Raw genomic sequence first — 17,917 nt, forward strand, 5'->3', positions numbered from 1 at the left:
CGCAAGCAGGACCTAATGTGAATCGCGCGGCACGGCGGAGCCACGGGTACCCACCAGGAAATCCATGTCGGCACCTTGGTCGGCCTGCAGCACATGGCGGTGGTACAGGCGCACATAACCCGACGCAGGCTCGGGTGGCGGCACCCAGGCGGCACGGCGGCGCGCCAATTCTTCGTCGCTCACATGCAGGTGCAGGCCACGACCGGCCACGTCCAACTCGATCTCGTCACCGTCCTGCACCAGGGCCAGCGTGCCGCCGGCGGCGGCTTCAGGCGCCACATGCAGCACCACCGTGCCGTAGGCCGTGCCGCTCATGCGGGCATCGGAGATGCGGACCATGTCGGTAATGCCTTTTTGTAGCAGCTTGGGCGGCAGGCCCATATTGCCGACCTCGGCCATGCCGGGGTAGCCCTTGGGGCCGCAGTTCTTCAGCACCATCACGCAGTTCTCGTCGATATCCAGGTCCGGCTCCATGATGCGTTCCTTGTAGTGCTCGATGTTCTCGAACACCACGGCCCGGCCCCGGTGCTGCAGCAGCTTGGCGGTCGCGGCCGAGGGCTTGATCACCGCGCCCTGCGGCGCCAGGTTGCCGCGCAGGATCGCCAGGCCGCCCTGCTCCACCAGGGGCTGAGCCAGCGGACGGATCACCTTGTCGTTGAAGCACTCGGCGTGCTCGACGTTCTGCGCCTGGGTGCGGTTGTTGACGGTGATCGCATCGCCGTGCAGCAGGCCGGCTTCCAGCAGGCGCTTCATCACCACCGGCAGGCCGCCGGCGTAGTAGAAGTCTTCCATCAGGTATTCGCCCGACGGCATCAGATTCACGATGGTCGGGATGTCCTTGCCCAGACGGTCCCAGTCGTCCAGCGACAGCGGCACACCCATGCGGCCGGCGATGGCGATCAGGTGGATCACCGCATTGGTCGAGCCGCCGATGGCGCCACAGACGCGGATAGCGTTCTCAAAGGCTTCGCGGGTCAGCACCTGCGACAAGCGCATATCGCGCTCGACCATGTCGACGATCATCCGGCCGGAGCGCTGCGCCAGCTCCAGGCGGCGCGAATCGACGGCGGGGATCGCGGCATTGGTCGGCAGCGACACACCCAGCGCCTCGACCATGCTGGCCATGGTCGATGCCGTGCCCATGGTCATGCAGACGCCGGCGGAGCGCGACATGCAGCTTTCGGCCTGCATGAACTGCGGCAAGGTCATCTTGCCGGCGTTCACCGCCTCGGAGAACTTCCACACATGGGTGCCAGAACCAATCGCTTCGCCGCGGTAGTTGCCGTTCAACATGGCGCCGCCGGACACCACCAGGGTTGGCAAGTCGACACTGGCCGCGCCCATCAGGGTGGCGGGCGTGGTCTTGTCGCAGCCGGCCAGCAGCACCACGCCGTCCAGCGGATGGGCGCGGATGGCTTCTTCCACGTCCATGCTGGCCAGATTCCGGTACAGCATGGCGGTGGGCCGCATCAGAGTCTCGCCCAGCGAGGACACGGGGAATTCGACGGCAATACCGCCGGCCTGCAGCACGCCATGCTTCACGCGCTCGGCGATCTGGCGGAAATGCTGGTTGCAGGGGGTGAGCTCGCTCCAGGTATTGCAGATGCCGATGACCGGACGGCCATCAAAGCTGTCGTCCGGCAGGCCTTCGCTTTTCATCCAGCTGCGGTGGATGAAGTTGTCCTTGCTGGTGCCGCCAAACCAATGCTGGGAACGGCGTTTTTTGGGGGATTCGGTGGTCATGGCGGCCTTAAACGGAGCAAATCGGGTTGTTCAAATAAATCATACAAATAAAGCCGAAACTAAAACCTAGTGGATACCCTTAAACCGGGGCCACGTCGTCCAGCATATTGGCCTGCTGCATCAGCTCGCGGGTGTCGGACAGCATCACCGCCATGCGGTGCAAGGCGCGCTGCGGGTCACTGTCGCGGATGGCGTCCAGCACCTTGCGGTGGTCGGGCAAAGCATCGTTGAAACCGCCGGCCTGGCGCGCAGTGATGCTGAGCAGCGACTCCAGCGCGCTACTGGTAATGGCTACCAGCGGCACCAGCAGAGGGTTGTTGGTGGCCTGCAACACCGCGTTATGGAAAGACAGGTCGGCCGTCACCCATTCGCCCACGTTGCGCGCGTCTTCCATGGCCTTGAAGGCCTGCTCCATGTCGGCCAGCTGTTCGGGGCTACGGCTACGCGCCGCCAAGGCCGCCGCAGCCGGCTCGATGATTTCGCGCAGCTCCAGCAGGTGGCGGTAGAACTGCGCGTCCGGCCCGGTGGCGCAACGCCAGGCCAGCACGTCCGGGTCCAACATATTCCAGCCCACACGGGGCCGCACCCAGGTACCCACACGGGGCCGCGACTCCAGCAAGCCCTTGGCGGCCAGCACCTTGATGGCCTCGCGCAGCGCTGTGCGGCTCACATCGAGGCTACGGCACAGCAGCTCCTCATTGGGCAGCAAAGCGCCCACCGCATAGGTGCCGCCCACGACCGCATGACCCAAAGTTTTAACCACCTGCCCATGCCGATGGCGCCCCGCATACGTGGCCGCAAAAGTGTGTGTGGCAGTTGCCGTCATCGCATAAACCCCCGCTAAATGGTGCTGCACCTGTTCCCTACCAACCCGATCCGCAGCATAATAAATCATACAATCTAAAACAGAGACACATCTTATGGCAATTACCAACCTCACTTGGATAGGCGTGGACTGGGGCACTACCCATCGCCGCGGCTACGCAATCAACCCCGAAGGCAGGTGCGTCGCCGAAGCCGACGACGACCAGGGCGCGCTGGCCGCGCGTGGCCGCTATCCCGAAGCACTGGCTGCCCTGCTGCCCCCTTTGCTTGCGCAACCCGATGCCGACGCCCGCGTCGTCATGTCCGGCATGGTGGGCAGCGCATTTGGCTGGCAGGAAGCCCCCTATCTGGGCCCGGAAGTCGCACTCGAAGAACTGCCCCGGCACCTGGTTGCGGTGGCCGGCCAAACAGAGCGTTACATCGTGCCCGGCTACTGCATGCGTAACGCCCAGGGCCAGCCCGATGTGATGCGCGGCGAAGAAACCCAGCTGCTGGGCGCTGTGGCCATGGGCCTGCGCGACGGCTGGTTTGTGCTGCCCGGCACACACAGCAAGTGGGTGCTGCTGCGGGATGGCCGCATTGAGCAACTGCGCACCTATATGACGGGCGAGCTGTTCGCCCTGCTGTCGCAGCACGGTACGCTGGCCGCAGCCGCCCAGCCTGCAGGCACCGAACCTCTTTGGAGCCAGGCCGCCTTTGCCGATGGCGTGGCCGCAGGCGGGCCGGGCGCGCTGGCGCACCAGCTGTTTGCCTGCCGCGCCCGCGTGGTTACCGGCACCATGCCGGCCAGCCAGGCCCAGGCCTATTTGAGCGGCCTGCTGATAGGCAGCGAACTGCAAGACGTGCTGCGCGACCTGGGCAGCCATAGCAGCTCAGAATTCCACTTGATAGGTTCGTTCGCCCTGGCCCAGGCCTACCAGGTCGCTGCCACCCAGCTGGGCTGCAGCCTGCGGGTGCTGTCGCCGCGCGAGGTGATCCTAAGCGGCTTCCACCACATCCAAACCCACGGAGCTTGACCATGCACGCACCCCACCCACCCCTGGTCGCCATCCTGCGCGGCCTGGATACCGCCTCGGCCGAAGACATTGGCCAGGCCTTGTTCGATGCAGGCTTCCGCATTCTGGAAGTGCCGCTGAACCGCCCGGGCGCGCTGGAATGCATACGCCTCCTGTCGGCCATCGCACCCAGCGACGCGCTGGTCGGCGCCGGCACAGTGCTGCGCACCGCCGACGTGGATGCGGTCAGGGCTGCCGGCGGCAAGCTCATCGTCTCGCCCAACTGCAACCCCACGGTGATCAGCCACAGCGTGGCTTCTGGCCTGTACAGTGCCCCGGGCATCGCCACCCCCAGCGAAGCCTTTGCCGCGCTGGAAGCCGGTGCGCATGCACTGAAGATATTTCCCGCCGAGCAGGTCGGCACGGCCGGCCTGAAGGCCCTGTTGTCAGTGCTGCCCAGCGGCACACCGATCTGGCCCGTGGGCGGCATCACGCCCGAGAGCATGGCGGCCTGGGTCAAGGTCGGTGCCACGGGCTTCGGCATTGGCGGCCAGCTGTATGCGCCAGGCACGCCGGCCGAGCAGGTGCGTACACGGGCCGCCGGCTTTGTGGCGGCATGGAAGGCCTGCCAGCCTGGATGAGCCCATGAGACGCTGGGTTTACGATCGGCGCTCCTAGACATCCGCAAGACGCATATGAACGACGACATCGCGCGTGCCCTGCACGCACTCATCCAAGCCCAGGCCGGGCAAATCCGGGCCATGCAGGTCATCAACGACGTGCTGATCACCACCCTGGGCCGGGCATCGCCCGAGCTGCTGGACGCACTGAGCGAAGGCCTGGGCACCATCACGCACTGGGGCGCTGAAAACCTGGAAGAAGGCAGCCTGGACAGCTACCACGCCATGATGGGCAATGCAGCACGCCTCATCGAGACGCTGCAGGACAGCTGAGCGCAGCTCGCAGAGCGGGTCAAGGCGCGCTTTGCACTTCCGGGCAAAGATCAGGCTGAGCAGAAAGAAAATCGATGAAAGTACGCACCTTGGCAGAAAGGTATTTTCGGCTGGGGTAGACGGCGTAAAGCGTTGCACTGAAACTCACTTTGTCCGGTAGCACCAGCTCCAGCCTTCCTGCGGCGATATCGGCCTGGATCATCACGGCAGGCAGAAAGACCAGGCCCATGCCTTCCAGCGCAGCCATATGCAGCATGGCCTCATTCTCGCTTCTCATCACGGGGCGAAACTTCAGTATTTCCGCGCCATCCGGGCCGCCGACGGTCCAGATACCATTGGGGTTGATGCCGCTGTACTGCAACAGCGAATGGCCATTGAGATCGGCCAGTTTCTCCGGCCGACCAGTGCGTGCCAAATAAGCCGGCGCGCCAACGATATGAAAAACAACCTTTGTTAGTGGACGAGCGATAAGACCAGGATCCAGCCTCTCCGGTGCCGTTACGCGCAGGGCGAGGTCGAAACCCTCGTCCACGAGGTTTACGATCCGGCCACTGAAATCCATGTCGAGACACACCTCGGGACAGCGTTGGTGGTATTGGGCAACCAAGCGCGCAACCAAGGTGTTCGCAAGCCACACCGGCGCACTCAACTTGAGCGTCCCCCGCGGCGTCACCGTGACGTTGCTGACGGCGGCTTCCACCTCATCCAGTCCATCCAGCATTTGCCGGGCCTGGTCGAAATAAAGCACGCCACTTTCCGTCACGCTGACGTGGCGGCTGGTTCGATTGAGCAGCCGGGTGCCCAGCCGGCTCTCCAGGTGCATGACATGTTTGCTAGCCATCGCTGGCGAAAGGCCCAGGCGCTCTGCTGCACCCGTAAAGCTTTTGAGCTCCGCCACCGCGCAAAAAACCCGCAAGCTCGTTAACGTGTCCATTGATCATCAACCCACAGGAAATAGTTCTTCAATATAAAGCCTATAGATCAATTATTACGAAACGCTAAGCTAAACGATCAAGAAATGCATCCGATATCTCCCCTCCCATCGACACAGAAATACCCATGAGCACCCCTCGTCTCCCAACCTATTTCATCAGCCACGGCGGAGGCCCCTGGCCGTATCTGACGGGTGAATTCCGTCGCAACTTCGACAAACTTGAAAATTCGCTGAAGGAAATGAGAAGCGAGCTTCAGGAGTTGCCCAAGGCCATCCTGGTTATATCGGGCCACTGGGAGAGCGAAGGCATCTCTATTTCGTCTGGCGCGAAACCGGGCATGGTCTACGACTATTACGGCTTTCCCGAATACCTGTACCACATCCAATATGGCGCACCCGGCTCGCCAGCGCTGGCCAAACGGATACATGAACTCTTGCGTTCAAATGACATCCGGTCACAACTGGACCCCACACGCGGCCTCGACCACGGCACCTTCAGCATCATGAAGCCACTCTATCCGGGTGAAGACATTCCAGTGGTTCAACTGTCACTGGATGCAGGGCTCGACCCCATGCTACACATCGCAGTCGGCCGGGCTCTTGCACCATTGCGGGATGAAGGAGTGCTGATCATCGGCAGCGGACTCAGCTATCACAACCTGCAAGAAATTCGCGGCACCAGCGGACGCGAAGCATCGCGGAAATTCGACAGCTGGCTACAGCAAACACTGGTTCACGCATCCCCGGAAGCACGCGTAGAACAACTGCAGGAGTGGCAAAAGGCCCCTTCTGCACAGGCGGCACATCCACGTGAGGACCATCTCATTCCACTGATGGTGGTCGTGGGAGCCGCCGAGAGCGAACCAGGGGCCGTGACATACCACCAGGACGACCTTTTTGGCGCAATAACCGCGTCAAGTTTTCGCTTCGGTCTTGCACCAGGAGCCAGTCCGTCTACTGGCGAAATGCAGTAATCCCCTCCGTCCAACACCGACCCAATCGGCACAACCTCAAGGAATTAACACATGAAAGCTGCCCTTCTCAATGCCTATGGCGATATCGACCAGTTCGTGATCGATGAAATACCGACGCCCAAACCGCAAGCCGGCGAAGTCCTCATCAAGATCGAAGCCTCTGCGATAAACCCATTTGATCTCATCCTCCGCCAGGGTTACATGGCCCACCTCATTCCCCTGCAATTTCCCGCTGTCTTGGGCGGAGACGCTGCAGGAACCATTGCAGCACTGGGTTCAGGCGTGACCGGACTGGCCGTGGGTGACAGGGTGGTAGCCGATTTTCCGGCCAATGGCGAGGGCGCCCATGCGGAATACGGTGTACTGCCGGTCTCGTCCGTTGCGAAGCTCCCGGCCAACCTGACTTTCGAGCAGGGCGCATCCTTGGTCAAAGCGGGACTCACCGGCCGGCAAACAGTGGATGCTCTGGGCGTCAAACCGGGTGACCGCGTCCTGGTTTCTGGTGCACTCGGCATGGTTGGCCGCGCAGCAATCCAGTATCTACAGGAGATCGGCGCAAAACCAGTGGCAGGGGTGCGGCCCGAAAGGCTTTCCGATGCACGTGCGCTGACCGGCGAGGCTATCGATATCACCCAAACACCCACCGCGGCAATGTTCGAATTTGCCATCAGCACCGCACCTGCAGCTGCCGGAAATCTGATTGGCCATGTACGAAATGGCGGCCAGGTTGCCAGCATTGTTCCCATCCCCGAAGGTGCCAATTCCCACAATCGCGTCACTATCCACGAGATCTATCACCGCAGCGATGCACATACGCTGGATGCCGTGCTCAAAGCCGCGTCCGAGGGCAGGTTGAGCATCCCAATTGCCAAGACCTTGTCACTGAGTGACATTGGCGCAGCCCAAAACGCCATCGCCAGCGGGGTACAGGGGAAAATCGTGCTGAAGCACTAAGAACGTGTTCAAAGTCCTAGAAGACCGCATCTATCGCGTTCGATCTCTGCCATGGGCAGCCCAGATCAGCATTGCCCCACCTAGCGCCCCAGCTGCACGGCGTCAGGCGCCACCTTGCGCAGCAGGGCCGGATCGACCACGTTGAGCAGGGTGTCCGGCCGGGGCTGCACCCGCATCTCGCGGATGGCCCAGCGGGCCTGGCTGTCCATGGTGTCTATCAGCGAGAAATCCAGCCCGAGGCGGAAGTCATGCTCACGCATCTGAGCTGCAGCCTGGGCCGAGGTCACGCCCAGGCGGGCTACCAGCACCTGCTGCGCCTTCAGGGGCTGCTCGGCAATGAAGCGCTCGGCCTGCTGCAAGGCGCGCAATAGTTTCAGCAGATCCGCCTCCCGGGTCTTGATAAGCGCGCGGCTGGTGATCAAGCCAAACTGCTGGCTGTACAGCCCCGGGTTTTCAAACAGCACACCATCCGAGCCCAAGGCGGCGGCCGCATTGCTGGCCACCGGCTCCCAGATCGCAGCCGCATCAATCTCGCCGCGCTGCAATGCGGCGGCGATACGGCCCGGCTCCATGGAAACGATGGTGCTGTCTCGCCCGCGGGGGTTATCGAGAGCCAGCCAGCGGCCCAGAAAATACGCGGCCGAGCTTCCCTGCACCGTGCCCACGCGCTTGCCGGCGACCTGTGACGGCGCCGTAATACCCGCGCTACGCCGGGCCACGATCTTGATCTGCGACGACGACGCACTGATGGAGGCGATGAATGCCAGGTCCTGGCGGGTGAAGCTGTTCAACGTGGCGATCAACTCGGCGGCGGTAGCCAGCTGCACAGTCCCCTCGGCCATCAGCTTGTAGCAATCGCGGCCGCTGCTGCAGCTGCGGGTGGACAGGCCCAGGCCTTCGCGTTCAAAGTAGCCATTCGCCTGCGCCACATAAATCGGCAGGGACACCGGGCCGTCGGATACCCCCAGGCTCAGAGTCTGCGCAGCTGCGCCAGCCACCAGGCAGCAGCAGGCGGCCAGCGCCAGCGCCAGCACCCATGTCCGCATCCAGAATTTGATCTTGGTCAACTTGCGTCCTTGTCCTCGATAAGCAATGCATCCGCGCCCGCCGCAGCCGCCAGCGCGCTGCGCAGACCGGGGCGAAATCCCAGCCAAAACAGTACCTCGGCCACCACAAAGAGCGGCCCTATGGCCAGCCCCATCAAATCGTCCACAAACGCGGGCTTACGGCCCTCAATCAGGTGGCCCACCCCTTGCAGCACCCAGCCCACAACGAATCCACCCAGGCCTATGGCCAGCCAGGTCGGCGTGGGCAGGGCCGCGCTCCAAGCCCCGAACCACACGGCCAATCCCAGCAGCAGCGCCATCAGCAAGCCCAAACCCAGGTCCAGCCAGAGGTAGTAGGCCGCTGCACACACTGCCACAGCCAGCGCGGGTGTGAACGCCCAGCCCATGGCGAAGATCGAAGGGCGTGACAACAGTACCGCAGTCGCCACAACAATCAGCGGAATGCCCACGCAATGGATCAGGACATTGCGCGGATGCCGGTGGTATGCGGCATAGGTGGACAGCTGCTCTACCAGATTTCGCATCGCTCGCTCCTGCACTTCAAAATCAATAGCACCCTGCGCTTGCAGAATCTGCGCTGCAGGTGCAAAAGATGATAGATGAACACTGCGGCACGGGCTACGCCACGGAGGCCCGGGCAGCCCGCAGCACCTCGGCCGAATGCGCCAGCGCCGCACGCTCCACCGCATCCAGGGCCGGCTCCAGCACCTGCAGCGCGCCGCCTGCGCCCACGATGCACGGCAAGGACAAGGCCACGCCGTGCACGCCAAAGGCCCCGTTCTGCACCCGCGACACGGTGAGCACGCGCCGCTCGTCGCGCAGCATGCCCGCCAGCAGAGAGGCTGTCACCAGGCCAATGGCATGGTTGGTCGAACCCTTGCGCCGAATCACTTCGTAGGCAGCCGTGCGCACGGCGTGGGCCATGCGAGACTCGTGCTCGGTCTGCCAGCCGCTCCATTGGCGCAGCGGCACACCGCCGATGTCCGCGCCAGACCACAGCACCACCTCCGAGTCGCCGTGTTCGCCCACCACCTGGGCGTGGATGGAATGCGCATCCAGCGCCAGCTGCTGCCCCAGCATCTGGCGCAGCCGGGTCGTATCCAGCATGGTGCCGGTACTGATGACGCGCTCGGGTGGCAGCCCCGACACCTCGGCAAAGTCGCACACCAGCACATCTACCGGATTGGTGACGACCACCACCACGCCCTGGTAGCCGCGCAGTTGCACGGCGATGCCCCGCAGAATGGCCAGGTTCTCCTTCAACAGGTCCAGCCGGGTCTGGGTGGGGCTGCCGCTCTTGCCAGCCGCGATGACGATGGCGCGGGTGCCGTGCATGTCCTCGATCGCCGCCGCCCGCACAGCGGCAGAAGGGTAAAAGGCCGAGCCCTGGGCCAGATCCATGGCCTCGCCCTCGGCCAGGCCGGGCCGTGCGTCATGCAGCAGCAACTCCTGGGCCGCACCGCTGTGCAACACCGACATGGCCACGCTGGTGCCCACCCAGCCAGTGCCGATGATGCCGATGGAAGAACGCTCAGCCATGGTTTGCCCCCAGAGTGATTACGCAGGCCAACGGTAACCCAGCACCGTGTCCACGGGGTAAAAATGTTCACGCACCGCGTCCAGCTGATTGCCGCCCAGCAAGTACACATGCTCGGCATCGGCGCGCAGGAAGAAACCCACATGGCCCTTCCAGCCCGCCGGGTCCTCGCGCGACAGCACGGCAATGCAACCCGGCACCGGTACCTGCAGCGGCACACCCCAGTCCAGCCAGGAACGCGCCAGCGCCGAACCTGTGCCGGCAATACCTACCTGGGCCAGGCTCCAGTTCACAAACGACGAGCACCACGAGGCCTTGTCGTCATAGCCTGCAATATTGGTGTGGCCGTGGTATTCGGTGACACGCGGGTTGCTCTGGCCCGGCGGGTAGGTCTGCACCCCCATCTCGGCCCAGGCCACCGGCATCCAGATAGCTTCGGGCTGCATATCAGAACAGGCCCTTGGGTACTTTGTCGGCCTTGGTTTCCACCGGGTTGGCCGCCAGCCAATTCGCCGCGTATTGGCGCATGAACTCCTTGGACTTGTCCACGCGCGCACCCAGCCAGGCGTCATACGCGCCCTCGTTCAGGATCACCGGCATATGCTTGTCGGCACCCGGTTGCTGGTAGCGGCGCAGCAGCGCGTGGCTGTTGGCATTCACCGTCAACAGGGCATAGCTGAGCAGGACGGTGCCGTCCGGGCCAGTCCATTGGGCCCATAAGCCTGCCACACCCATGGGCAGCCCATCGACCCGCGCGACGCGCGTCGCCACGGCCTTGCCGCTGCGCCAGTCGTCCTCAAAAAAGGCCTGCATGGGCACGATGCAGCGCTGCCCGTTCAACCAGGCATCGCGGAAGTTTTGCGAGGTGGACGCCGTCTCAGACCGCGCCACCACCAGCTTGGGCGCACGCAGCTTGCCGTCCGACGCCGACTTTACCCAGTGCGGCACCATGCCCCATTGGGCGGGCAACAGCTCGCGCTGGGGCGGTGCACCGGCCTCGGTAGGCACGGCACGGATGCAAAAACCCGGCTTGCGCGGCCACATATGGCGCTCCCCCAGGTTGGTGGGTGCTTCGACATTGAAGGCATCGCCGTAGGCGGAAGCTTGCTGCAGGGACTCGTAATGGGTGCTCATGCCGGGATGGTAGCAAGGGCGCCCTGGCCACAGCATCGAAGCCACGGCTCTTTACTGGCTAACTTTCTACAATCTGCGAAGCATTGCATCCAATGCGGGATGTCTCAGCGCGATGCAATTCGCGTTGCTCTAGCACGAGGCACAAAATAAGAAGGCCGCGTAATCGAACGCCTGAGCACGACATGAAACAAGGGCAAGGTCAAAGAAATGGCAGCTGCAAGTGGCAAAACCTCGTCGAGAATGACGAGATGCCAGCAATGAACGCCCGGGCGAACCACCTGGCGGCCTTCGTCAAATACAAACTGTTCAATGCGAAAAATCCCAAGCTTGCAACATGGAAATTTCTCGGCCTGACCAACGGACCACTGGATTGGTTCCGCGTCGGCGGCTCCATTGCGCAGTTCACCGGCCGGGGAACAATCTCGCTATGCAGCAGGCCGTGGATACATTCTTGGTTTTCTGCTTTGCGAAGCCATAAGAACAGCGCTATATGCCGGGGATTGCTCCCGATCTTGGCCTTGCTACTCCCCAGCTACGCCTGTGCCGGTGCCGAAAATTGGCACTTTAAGCTCAGTGCAGCAAGTGACAAGGTACTGCGTGGCCTGGAGTTGAGCGATGGGCATCCATACACAGAAGCCGCAGCCAGTTGGAATGCGGGTTCAGGCGCATTTGCCGATGTGGCGCTGTCCAGGTTTGCTGGGTTTGGAGAAGGTAGTCCGGCAGGCGCACAGTTCGTTGCCGATGCGGGATACGGCTGGCGCATCGAGCCAAACTGGAGTGCGCGGGTTATGGTGTCGCACTACCAGTCTTTGGGTAGCCCAATCACCCAGCGTATGGACTACCAGGAGTTTGCATTGACGGCGGGTTGGCGGGATAGCCTATACGCTTCGATTGCCATGTCGCCGCACGCAACCCTGGGGACGCTTCAATCCACGCGCACACTGGCGTACGACCTTGTTGGCCGACTGCCACTAGCACATGGATTCACTGCCAGCGCAGGCATTGGCTACTACGATCTGCAAGCATTCGCAGACGACTCTCGCACTTACGGAAATGTTGGGCTGTCATACCAGCTTGGTGAGGTGCAGTTCGACGTTATGTATATGGTTGCCACCAGCCCCGCCAAGGAACGCCTGAAAGGCGCGCTGAACAGCCGCTGGGTAAGCCAGATCACCTGGCACTTTTAACCAAGCTCCGCCGGGATACCACCAAACACCGGCAATAAATACCGCCAGTGTCAAACCACGATTTTCTTACCACTGGCCAATATCAACCCGCCCGCACGCAGCAAAGTGGAAATCATCTGACACTGAATGTGATGCAATTAAAACGAGGGTACCCGATGTGCACTGCAAGACATCGAAATGGGGCTAGCACATCAGAAGCTATCCCACTCACCTTCACTTTGTAATGATGCAGTTCTTGGTAATACCTTGGACTTCACTGTTAGCTGGCGGCTGCTGGCGACGGTGTGTTGCGCAGAGCCATTCAGACCTCGGTTAAGAGATGCCATATGGGCTGTCCCGGCAACAGGTTCAACCGAGCGAGGACGGGGTACACCACCGTTGGTGCCAGCGGGTAGCTTGAACACCGCTACCGTGCTGACCAACTCCTCGGCCTGGGTCTTCAGGCTGCCAGCCGCCGCCGCCATTTGCTCCACCAGCGCCGCATTCTGCTGCGTGGCCTGGTCCATCTGAACCACCGCTTCGCCAACCTGTGACACACCGGTACTCTGCTCAGAACTGGCTGCGCTGATTTCACCCATGAGGTCCGTGACTTGTTTGATAGATCCCACCACCTCGGCCATGGTGACACCCGCCTGGTCCACCAGCACCGTGCCCTGCTCAACACGCGCCACACTGGCGCCTATGAGTTCCTTGATTTCTTTGGCCGCTTGGGCGGAGCGACCTGCCAAGCTGCGCACTTCCGATGCCACCACCGCGAAGCCCCGTCCCTGCTCGCCCGCACGGGCCGCTTCCACCGCAGCATTCAGCGCCAGGATATTGGTCTGGAAGGCAATACCGTCGATCACACTGATGATGTCAGAGATCTTGCGCGAAGAGTCGTTGATCTCTTTCATGGTGTGCACCACCTGGGCGACAGCATCACCACCTTTGACAGCCACCGTGCTGGCCTTCAGCGCCAGTTGATTGGCCTGCCGTGCATTGTCCGCGTTGTGTTTGACGGTGGAACTGAGTTGCTCCATCGAGGCCGCGGTTTCTTCCAGGGCACTGGCCTGCTGCTCGGTACGGGCCGATAGGTCGTGGTTCCCCTGTGCGATTTCAGCGCTGGCTGTCGCCACGCTATCTGACCCTTGGCGCACATTGGCCACCACAAGCATCAAACTAGAGCGCATCGCTTCCAGCGCTTGCAGCAACTGAGCGGTTTCATCCGTCCCATGGGCATGCAATGCCATCGTCATATCACCTTGGGCAATATTGTTGGCAGCCTGGACGGCATCTCCAATCGGACGCGCAATCGCGCGTGCAATCAAAATGGCCAAGACAACAGCCATGACCACAGCGACAGCGATACTGGCAAGCACCATCAGGCGGGCGTTACCGTAGGTGGCCTTCGCCTCTTCCCACGAGGAGTCGCTTTCTTTTTTGTTGTAGTCACTCAAGTCTTGGATATCTTTGAGCGTGGCATTTACGGCATTTAGCGAATCGCCCTCGAATATCTTTATGGCGTCCTCTGCTGCTTCAGGGCCTTTGCGGGAAATAGGGCGCAACTTGTCCCACTGCGCATACCATGCATCACGGTGCTCTTTGTAGCTAGCCCATGCCTTGGTTTCGAAGTCGGAATTGAATAGTGTCACCGCTAGGGGCTCCAACTCCACCAGCTTTTTGCGAATGCCAGTTATATCCGCTTCTCTTTCGTCTTTTGCTTTGGTATCGAGAGAGAGGACATGGCGTGCTTCAAGGCGGCGGAGCTGGCCGACCAAATTTCCTATTTGCCCCGACACCTGGACACTGGGCAAGTCATTGGTTGCAAGCTGCTCTGCAGTTTGTGCCACGTTTGCGAGTTGGATCAACGCCATCGTGCCCAGCGCAAAAACCAAGGCCACGATGATGCCAAAGCCCATTCCAATCTTGGTGCTGATCTTAAAGTTGGATAGATTCATTTTTTACATTTCGTGTGGGTATAGGAGAGATGTCGAGCTTCAACCATCAGCAGCAATAATGCAGACCACGAACAGCCACCGTCGTAGCCAATCACCCCTGCTTCGTTTGGCGAGCCAAAGCGAGATTAGAAAAACCAGCACCATGCTTTAGGGATAGCTCAAGCCGTCGCCGCCAGAAGCACCCCTTTTCCCAAAAACAAGAGACCTCGGTTGGCTTCCGGCACAGTGCGTTAGATATCCAAGATCAATTTGACTGCGAAGACATCGAGGGCCATGACGGGCTCTGGTGCCACCGTCAGCAACAGAACGACAAAACCATCTAGGATCGCGACCGCCCAGGGTCGCCGGAAATACCGAATCATCGTTTTCTCAGCCATTTGAAGGTCTGGACTGAAGCCTACGAATTTGATCAATTAAATCCAACGATTGCCGATTTGTTTTGTCGCGCAATTCGCAGCCCAACTTAAATCGCGCATCTTGCAGGGAGAGAGAAAGCTCTACAAGCAAGTCCCTGACGTTGGCCAACTCCCGAGACAGCCCCAATAGATCGGCACTAGACGTACCTCGAACGGGTTCATGTTCCATTAGTTTTGAATGGGAAAAAATTGTGAAATGTGACTGACGGTCTGTGCCTCCGCAGTGAACAGCCGCCTGGCTGTGAAGCCCCCAAGAGACAAGCCCACTACGAGGCTGGACTCGCTCAAGCCGCAACTTGATTAAACCGCCCCTCTGCTTCATCGCTCACCGCTCGACAACTTCGGCTATCAGTTTTTTGGCCAAAGCTCCTACCTTTTTAATCATGCAGTCATCGAACTCTTTGGCGATGCCCATCTCATTTCCTCAAAGGTAAAGATGAACACCGCCTACGATGTCTTGTGACGCAGCAAGAACAGCCCGCGTTCGTCACTTGCATGTACCGAGATAGGAAATGACATCCTCAAGTTCTTTCGAGTCGGACAAGCCTTCATACTTCATCTTGCTTCCGGGGTTCGCTTTTTTCGTTGGTTGCGATAGATAACTACGCAGCGCTTCTTGACTCCAGGTCCATCCCGTGCGGCGCAACTCGTCCGAATACTCGAAACCAGGCTGGGTCGCTGCTTTGCGCCCCAGCGTGGCGAATAAAGTTGGCCCCTTCTTATTTTTACCTTCTTTCACGCTGTGGCATTCAGCGCATTCAGCCGAAAAGACTTTGGCGCCGAGTACGGCGTCGCCTGCAGCAAGCACAGGCTGTGTCGACGCAACCAGCACCGATCCGAAAACAATGCCTCTCACGCCAAGGGCCAAGACGGTCAATGCATAGTTCATTGCTGAAGTCTCCTGGTCTAAAACGCGACTCGTGCAGTCAGCGAAAACTGATTCAAATCCTTGGCATTCGTCAACGGTGCCCCGGACCCGAAATTAGTACCAAAAATATCGGTGCTGCTGCCATTGAACTTACTGAATCTGAACCACCCGGCAGACAGTCGCAAGTTCGCCCAAGGCGCGCCCCAGGAATCCTCTTTTCCGAATGGAATCCAGGAGGCCTCCACCAACGTGCTGTGCGTGTCTGGCTTGCCATAGGGCAAGAAACGAACGGCGTCTTCCTGGGCCGTGCCCATGAGGCGAGCCACCGTGAGCCCATAGGTTTGCTTGTACACATAGGTAAGGACCAGTGTTTGATCCCGGCTGCGCCCGGTGGAACTGGCAAGCAAACCAGGTATGAATGGGCTGGCCGGTGTGCTGCCGTAGTTGCGCTTCTCCAGAATGTTGGCATAGCGTACCTGCACCATGTGGTCACGGGTTCCCAGGTACTGGTAGTTCAGGTCGATGCCTATGTCCTTGATGCCGTCCGATGGTCCGCTGCGATCGAGTTGGCGCGTGGCGTTAAACCCCACCAAGCCCATCGAAAAGAATTGCGTCTTCAGATCTTTCATGTAAGCCAGTCGCCAATAACTGGTACCGCTGAGTTTGCCTGGGTCGCCGGCCGGATCAAAACCAAGACGATCCTGGGTAGACACCGACATGGAGCGATAACTGCCAAGTTCGCCATACCAGGTCTGGTCATAGAGTCCATAAGCGGTTAAGCCCAGCACCCGGTTAGCCAGATGGTGGGTGCTAGCCGGATTGAGCAAAGTTCCATCGGTACTGGGAGCAGAAAATCCACGGCCAGGCAATACGGAAACGGGGTCCTGCACAGTGGGACTATTGTTCAGGCTCAGCCCCACAACAGCTTCTTTTTCGCCCCATTTGACGTCATGCGAATACCGTAGGTCCACATTCTCAAGTGTCGTCTTGACGGTGGTTCCGTCATCACGCCGGCTCAGGCGGGCAATACCTCCAACATGGTCAGACAACCGGCCCGCAAAATAGAGATCCGCTTCTGACAAGCGGGTTTGTGTGGGCCCTCTTGCGGGGTTCACTTGCTCTGCCAGGAGCTGCACGGACAATGGGACTTTGGTCCCATTCCCATCGGAATCAACAAACCCACCAGCCTTGAAACGGGCACCAAAAGGCGTAAGGTTCAGGCCATATGAACCCATGTGGCAGGCAGCGCATTCTGAACCCGTTTGTTGGCTAAAGCTGGGTAAGGCATGTGCCGTATTGCTGACAAGCAGCAGCACGACACCAACTCCACTGGAAATAGTAAAGGTCATGAACAGACGCTTCAGGTGTCGACGCAGAAATATCAGCATGGGCAAATCCTTGTTCTTGGGAAATTACGTTAAAAGATCAGGGGTCAGTAGTAATTGGTAATGCGTGGCGTTCTGCGCAGACCTTTATGCCGGGGTCAGCTACAGCCCCGAACGCAGGACCTCTATCGCCGTCGCCGTGGCAACATCGCCCGCAGCAAGGCATCGCGCATCACAAAGTGGTGCCACAGGGCGGCCGACGCATGCACGATGCCAAAGGCAAGCAGCATCCACGCTGTATTTACGTGCCAAGTCAGCAAGTCATCGCCCAGGTCATCGTCAGAACCCACGAGTAACGGCAAAGGCAAACCAAACAGGTCAACCGTTTTGCCGTGCGCATTGATCGAGGCCCATCCCAAGATAGGCAATGCCAACAACCATGCATACAAACAGACATGGGTGAACCCCGCTGCAACGCGAACAACAAGGGACTGGGAACCAATAACGGGTAGCCGCGGAAACCTGATGCGCACTACTATGCGAGCCACCCACAAGCCCAGTACGAGCAACCCAATATGGGTATGTGCTTCCATGAGCCAGAAACGCGCCGCGCGCCCATCGGCCACGTCACGTATCCAGATAATTGAGACACCTGCGCATAAAGCCAATAGAGTGGCCCAGTGCAGCATCACCATGGGCCATGGCCGTGTTGTGACGGATGTCGGAGTGTGGTTTTTCATACTAAAAACAAATGAACGTTGCTTGCTGTACCTACAGTGCTGCAGGTCATGCAACGGTGACATCCCAAAATCCCTTGCACATCATCTTCATTCACACCCCATCTCAATGAACTGCCAATGACCGAAATAGAACCATGCTCTGAAGTGCAGCTATCCACTCTGGGATTGAAGGCCTGACCAGGCACGCTTTCGCGTGAGTGCAGACATGGCACAAAAAAGTTACAGCAGACGCAAAGAAAATTTACACATGCTTAAGGCAACGCTGAATAAGTCCCGAGCTGGCGCGTGATTTGCATGTTTGCGTTCCTCATTCTTGAGGAGGTAGGGA

18 protein-coding genes are annotated in these 17,917 nt (G+C 60.1%); 6 read left to right on the top strand and 12 right to left on the bottom strand.

Features of this window, described 5'->3' with window-relative positions; genetic code table 11:
• Window positions 1–12: 12 nt before the first annotated feature.
• Together AC07VY_RS11550 and AC07VY_RS11555 are read right to left on the bottom strand one after the other, a co-directional pair.
• Window positions 13–1,743 carry an IlvD/Edd family dehydratase gene (locus AC07VY_RS11550; RefSeq protein ID WP_495097393.1) on the bottom strand — a complete coding sequence of 577 codons (1,731 nt, stop codon included), beginning with the start codon at window positions 1,741–1,743 and terminating at the stop codon, window positions 13–15.
• Window positions 1,744–1,822: 79 nt separating this feature from the next.
• The gene (locus AC07VY_RS11555) at window positions 1,823–2,506 is read right to left on the bottom strand and encodes a FadR/GntR family transcriptional regulator (RefSeq protein ID WP_495097392.1); all 684 of its coding nucleotides are present in this window, start codon (window positions 2,504–2,506) and stop codon (window positions 1,823–1,825) included.
• A gap of 157 nt (window positions 2,507–2,663) precedes the next feature.
• On the opposite strand from AC07VY_RS11555, the gene AC07VY_RS11560 reads away from it, so the two are divergent.
• Genes AC07VY_RS11560 through AC07VY_RS11570 form a run of 3 tightly spaced genes read left to right on the top strand, consistent with a single transcriptional unit; the run spans window position 2,664 to window position 4,516 of the window.
• Window positions 2,664–3,584 carry a 2-dehydro-3-deoxygalactonokinase gene (locus tag AC07VY_RS11560; protein ID WP_495097391.1) on the top strand — a complete coding sequence of 307 codons (921 nt, stop codon included), beginning with the start codon at window positions 2,664–2,666 and terminating at the stop codon, window positions 3,582–3,584.
• A 2-nt stretch (window positions 3,585–3,586) separates the two neighbouring features.
• A complete protein-coding gene (locus AC07VY_RS11565; protein WP_495097390.1) occupies window positions 3,587–4,204 on the top strand; it encodes a 2-dehydro-3-deoxy-6-phosphogalactonate aldolase in 618 nt (205 codons plus the stop codon).
• 54 nt (window positions 4,205–4,258) lie between these two features.
• Window positions 4,259–4,516, top strand: coding sequence for a hypothetical protein (locus tag AC07VY_RS11570; protein ID WP_495075249.1), 258 nt, complete (start codon window positions 4,259–4,261; stop codon window positions 4,514–4,516).
• A 19-nt stretch (window positions 4,517–4,535) separates the two neighbouring features.
• On the opposite strand, the gene AC07VY_RS11575 is transcribed toward AC07VY_RS11570, so the two are convergent.
• Window positions 4,536–5,450: a LysR family transcriptional regulator gene (locus tag AC07VY_RS11575; RefSeq protein ID WP_495097389.1), complete on the bottom strand. Its 915-nt coding sequence runs from the start codon at window positions 5,448–5,450 to the stop codon at window positions 4,536–4,538.
• A 125-nt stretch (window positions 5,451–5,575) separates the two neighbouring features.
• Between AC07VY_RS11575 and AC07VY_RS11580 the strand changes: the two genes are divergently transcribed.
• Complete coding sequence (locus tag AC07VY_RS11580) at window positions 5,576–6,424, top strand: DODA-type extradiol aromatic ring-opening family dioxygenase (protein ID WP_495075247.1); 849 nt, start codon at window positions 5,576–5,578, stop codon at window positions 6,422–6,424.
• Between the two features lie 51 nt (window positions 6,425–6,475).
• Window positions 6,476–7,378 carry an NADP-dependent oxidoreductase gene (locus AC07VY_RS11585; protein WP_495097388.1) on the top strand — a complete coding sequence of 301 codons (903 nt, stop codon included), beginning with the start codon at window positions 6,476–6,478 and terminating at the stop codon, window positions 7,376–7,378.
• An 80-nt stretch (window positions 7,379–7,458) separates the two neighbouring features.
• On the opposite strand, the gene AC07VY_RS11590 is transcribed toward AC07VY_RS11585, so the two are convergent.
• The 5 genes from AC07VY_RS11590 to AC07VY_RS11610 all read right to left on the bottom strand — a co-directional run bounded on the left by AC07VY_RS11590 (window position 7,459) and on the right by AC07VY_RS11610 (window position 11,116).
• Complete coding sequence (locus AC07VY_RS11590; protein ID WP_495097387.1) at window positions 7,459–8,445, bottom strand: ABC transporter substrate-binding protein; 987 nt, start codon at window positions 8,443–8,445, stop codon at window positions 7,459–7,461.
• Window positions 8,442–8,969 carry an Mpo1 family 2-hydroxy fatty acid dioxygenase gene (locus AC07VY_RS11595; RefSeq protein ID WP_495097386.1) on the bottom strand — a complete coding sequence of 176 codons (528 nt, stop codon included), beginning with the start codon at window positions 8,967–8,969 and terminating at the stop codon, window positions 8,442–8,444. Before AC07VY_RS11595 ends, AC07VY_RS11590 begins: the two co-directional genes overlap by 4 nt.
• A 94-nt stretch (window positions 8,970–9,063) precedes the next feature.
• Window positions 9,064–9,984 (bottom strand): lactate/malate family dehydrogenase, encoded by a 921-nt coding sequence (locus AC07VY_RS11600; protein WP_495097385.1) that lies wholly within the window; start codon window positions 9,982–9,984, stop codon window positions 9,064–9,066.
• Between the two features lie 18 nt (window positions 9,985–10,002).
• Window positions 10,003–10,428, bottom strand: a complete 426-nt coding sequence (locus tag AC07VY_RS11605) for a TIGR02594 family protein (RefSeq protein WP_495075242.1) — start codon at window positions 10,426–10,428, stop codon at window positions 10,003–10,005.
• Window position 10,429: 1 nt separating this feature from the next.
• Window positions 10,430–11,116, bottom strand: coding sequence for an SOS response-associated peptidase (locus AC07VY_RS11610; RefSeq protein WP_495097384.1), 687 nt, complete (start codon window positions 11,114–11,116; stop codon window positions 10,430–10,432).
• A gap of 182 nt (window positions 11,117–11,298) precedes the next feature.
• On the opposite strand from AC07VY_RS11610, the gene AC07VY_RS11615 reads away from it, so the two are divergent.
• Entirely contained in the window at window positions 11,299–12,303 is a 1,005-nt protein-coding gene (locus AC07VY_RS11615) for a TorF family putative porin (RefSeq protein WP_495075240.1), read from the top strand.
• A gap of 191 nt (window positions 12,304–12,494) precedes the next feature.
• Here the strand turns inward: AC07VY_RS11615 and AC07VY_RS11620 are convergent, their stop codons facing one another.
• The 4 genes from AC07VY_RS11620 to AC07VY_RS11635 form a co-directional block, all read right to left on the bottom strand.
• Window positions 12,495–14,240 carry a methyl-accepting chemotaxis protein gene (locus tag AC07VY_RS11620; protein WP_495075239.1) on the bottom strand — a complete coding sequence of 582 codons (1,746 nt, stop codon included), beginning with the start codon at window positions 14,238–14,240 and terminating at the stop codon, window positions 12,495–12,497.
• Between the two features lie 903 nt (window positions 14,241–15,143).
• On the bottom strand, window positions 15,144–15,545 hold the full coding sequence (locus AC07VY_RS11625) for a c-type cytochrome (protein ID WP_495075238.1): 402 nt from the start codon (window positions 15,543–15,545) through the stop codon (window positions 15,144–15,146).
• Between the two features lie 17 nt (window positions 15,546–15,562).
• A complete protein-coding gene (locus tag AC07VY_RS11630; RefSeq protein ID WP_495097383.1) occupies window positions 15,563–16,912 on the bottom strand; it encodes a hypothetical protein in 1,350 nt (449 codons plus the stop codon).
• A 122-nt stretch (window positions 16,913–17,034) separates the two neighbouring features.
• The gene (locus tag AC07VY_RS11635) at window positions 17,035–17,544 is read right to left on the bottom strand and encodes a cytochrome b (protein ID WP_495097382.1); all 510 of its coding nucleotides are present in this window, start codon (window positions 17,542–17,544) and stop codon (window positions 17,035–17,037) included.
• Window positions 17,545–17,917: the final 373 nt, after the last annotated feature.

The sequence above is a fragment of the Rhodoferax sp. GW821-FHT02C08 genome (assembly GCF_059421805.1).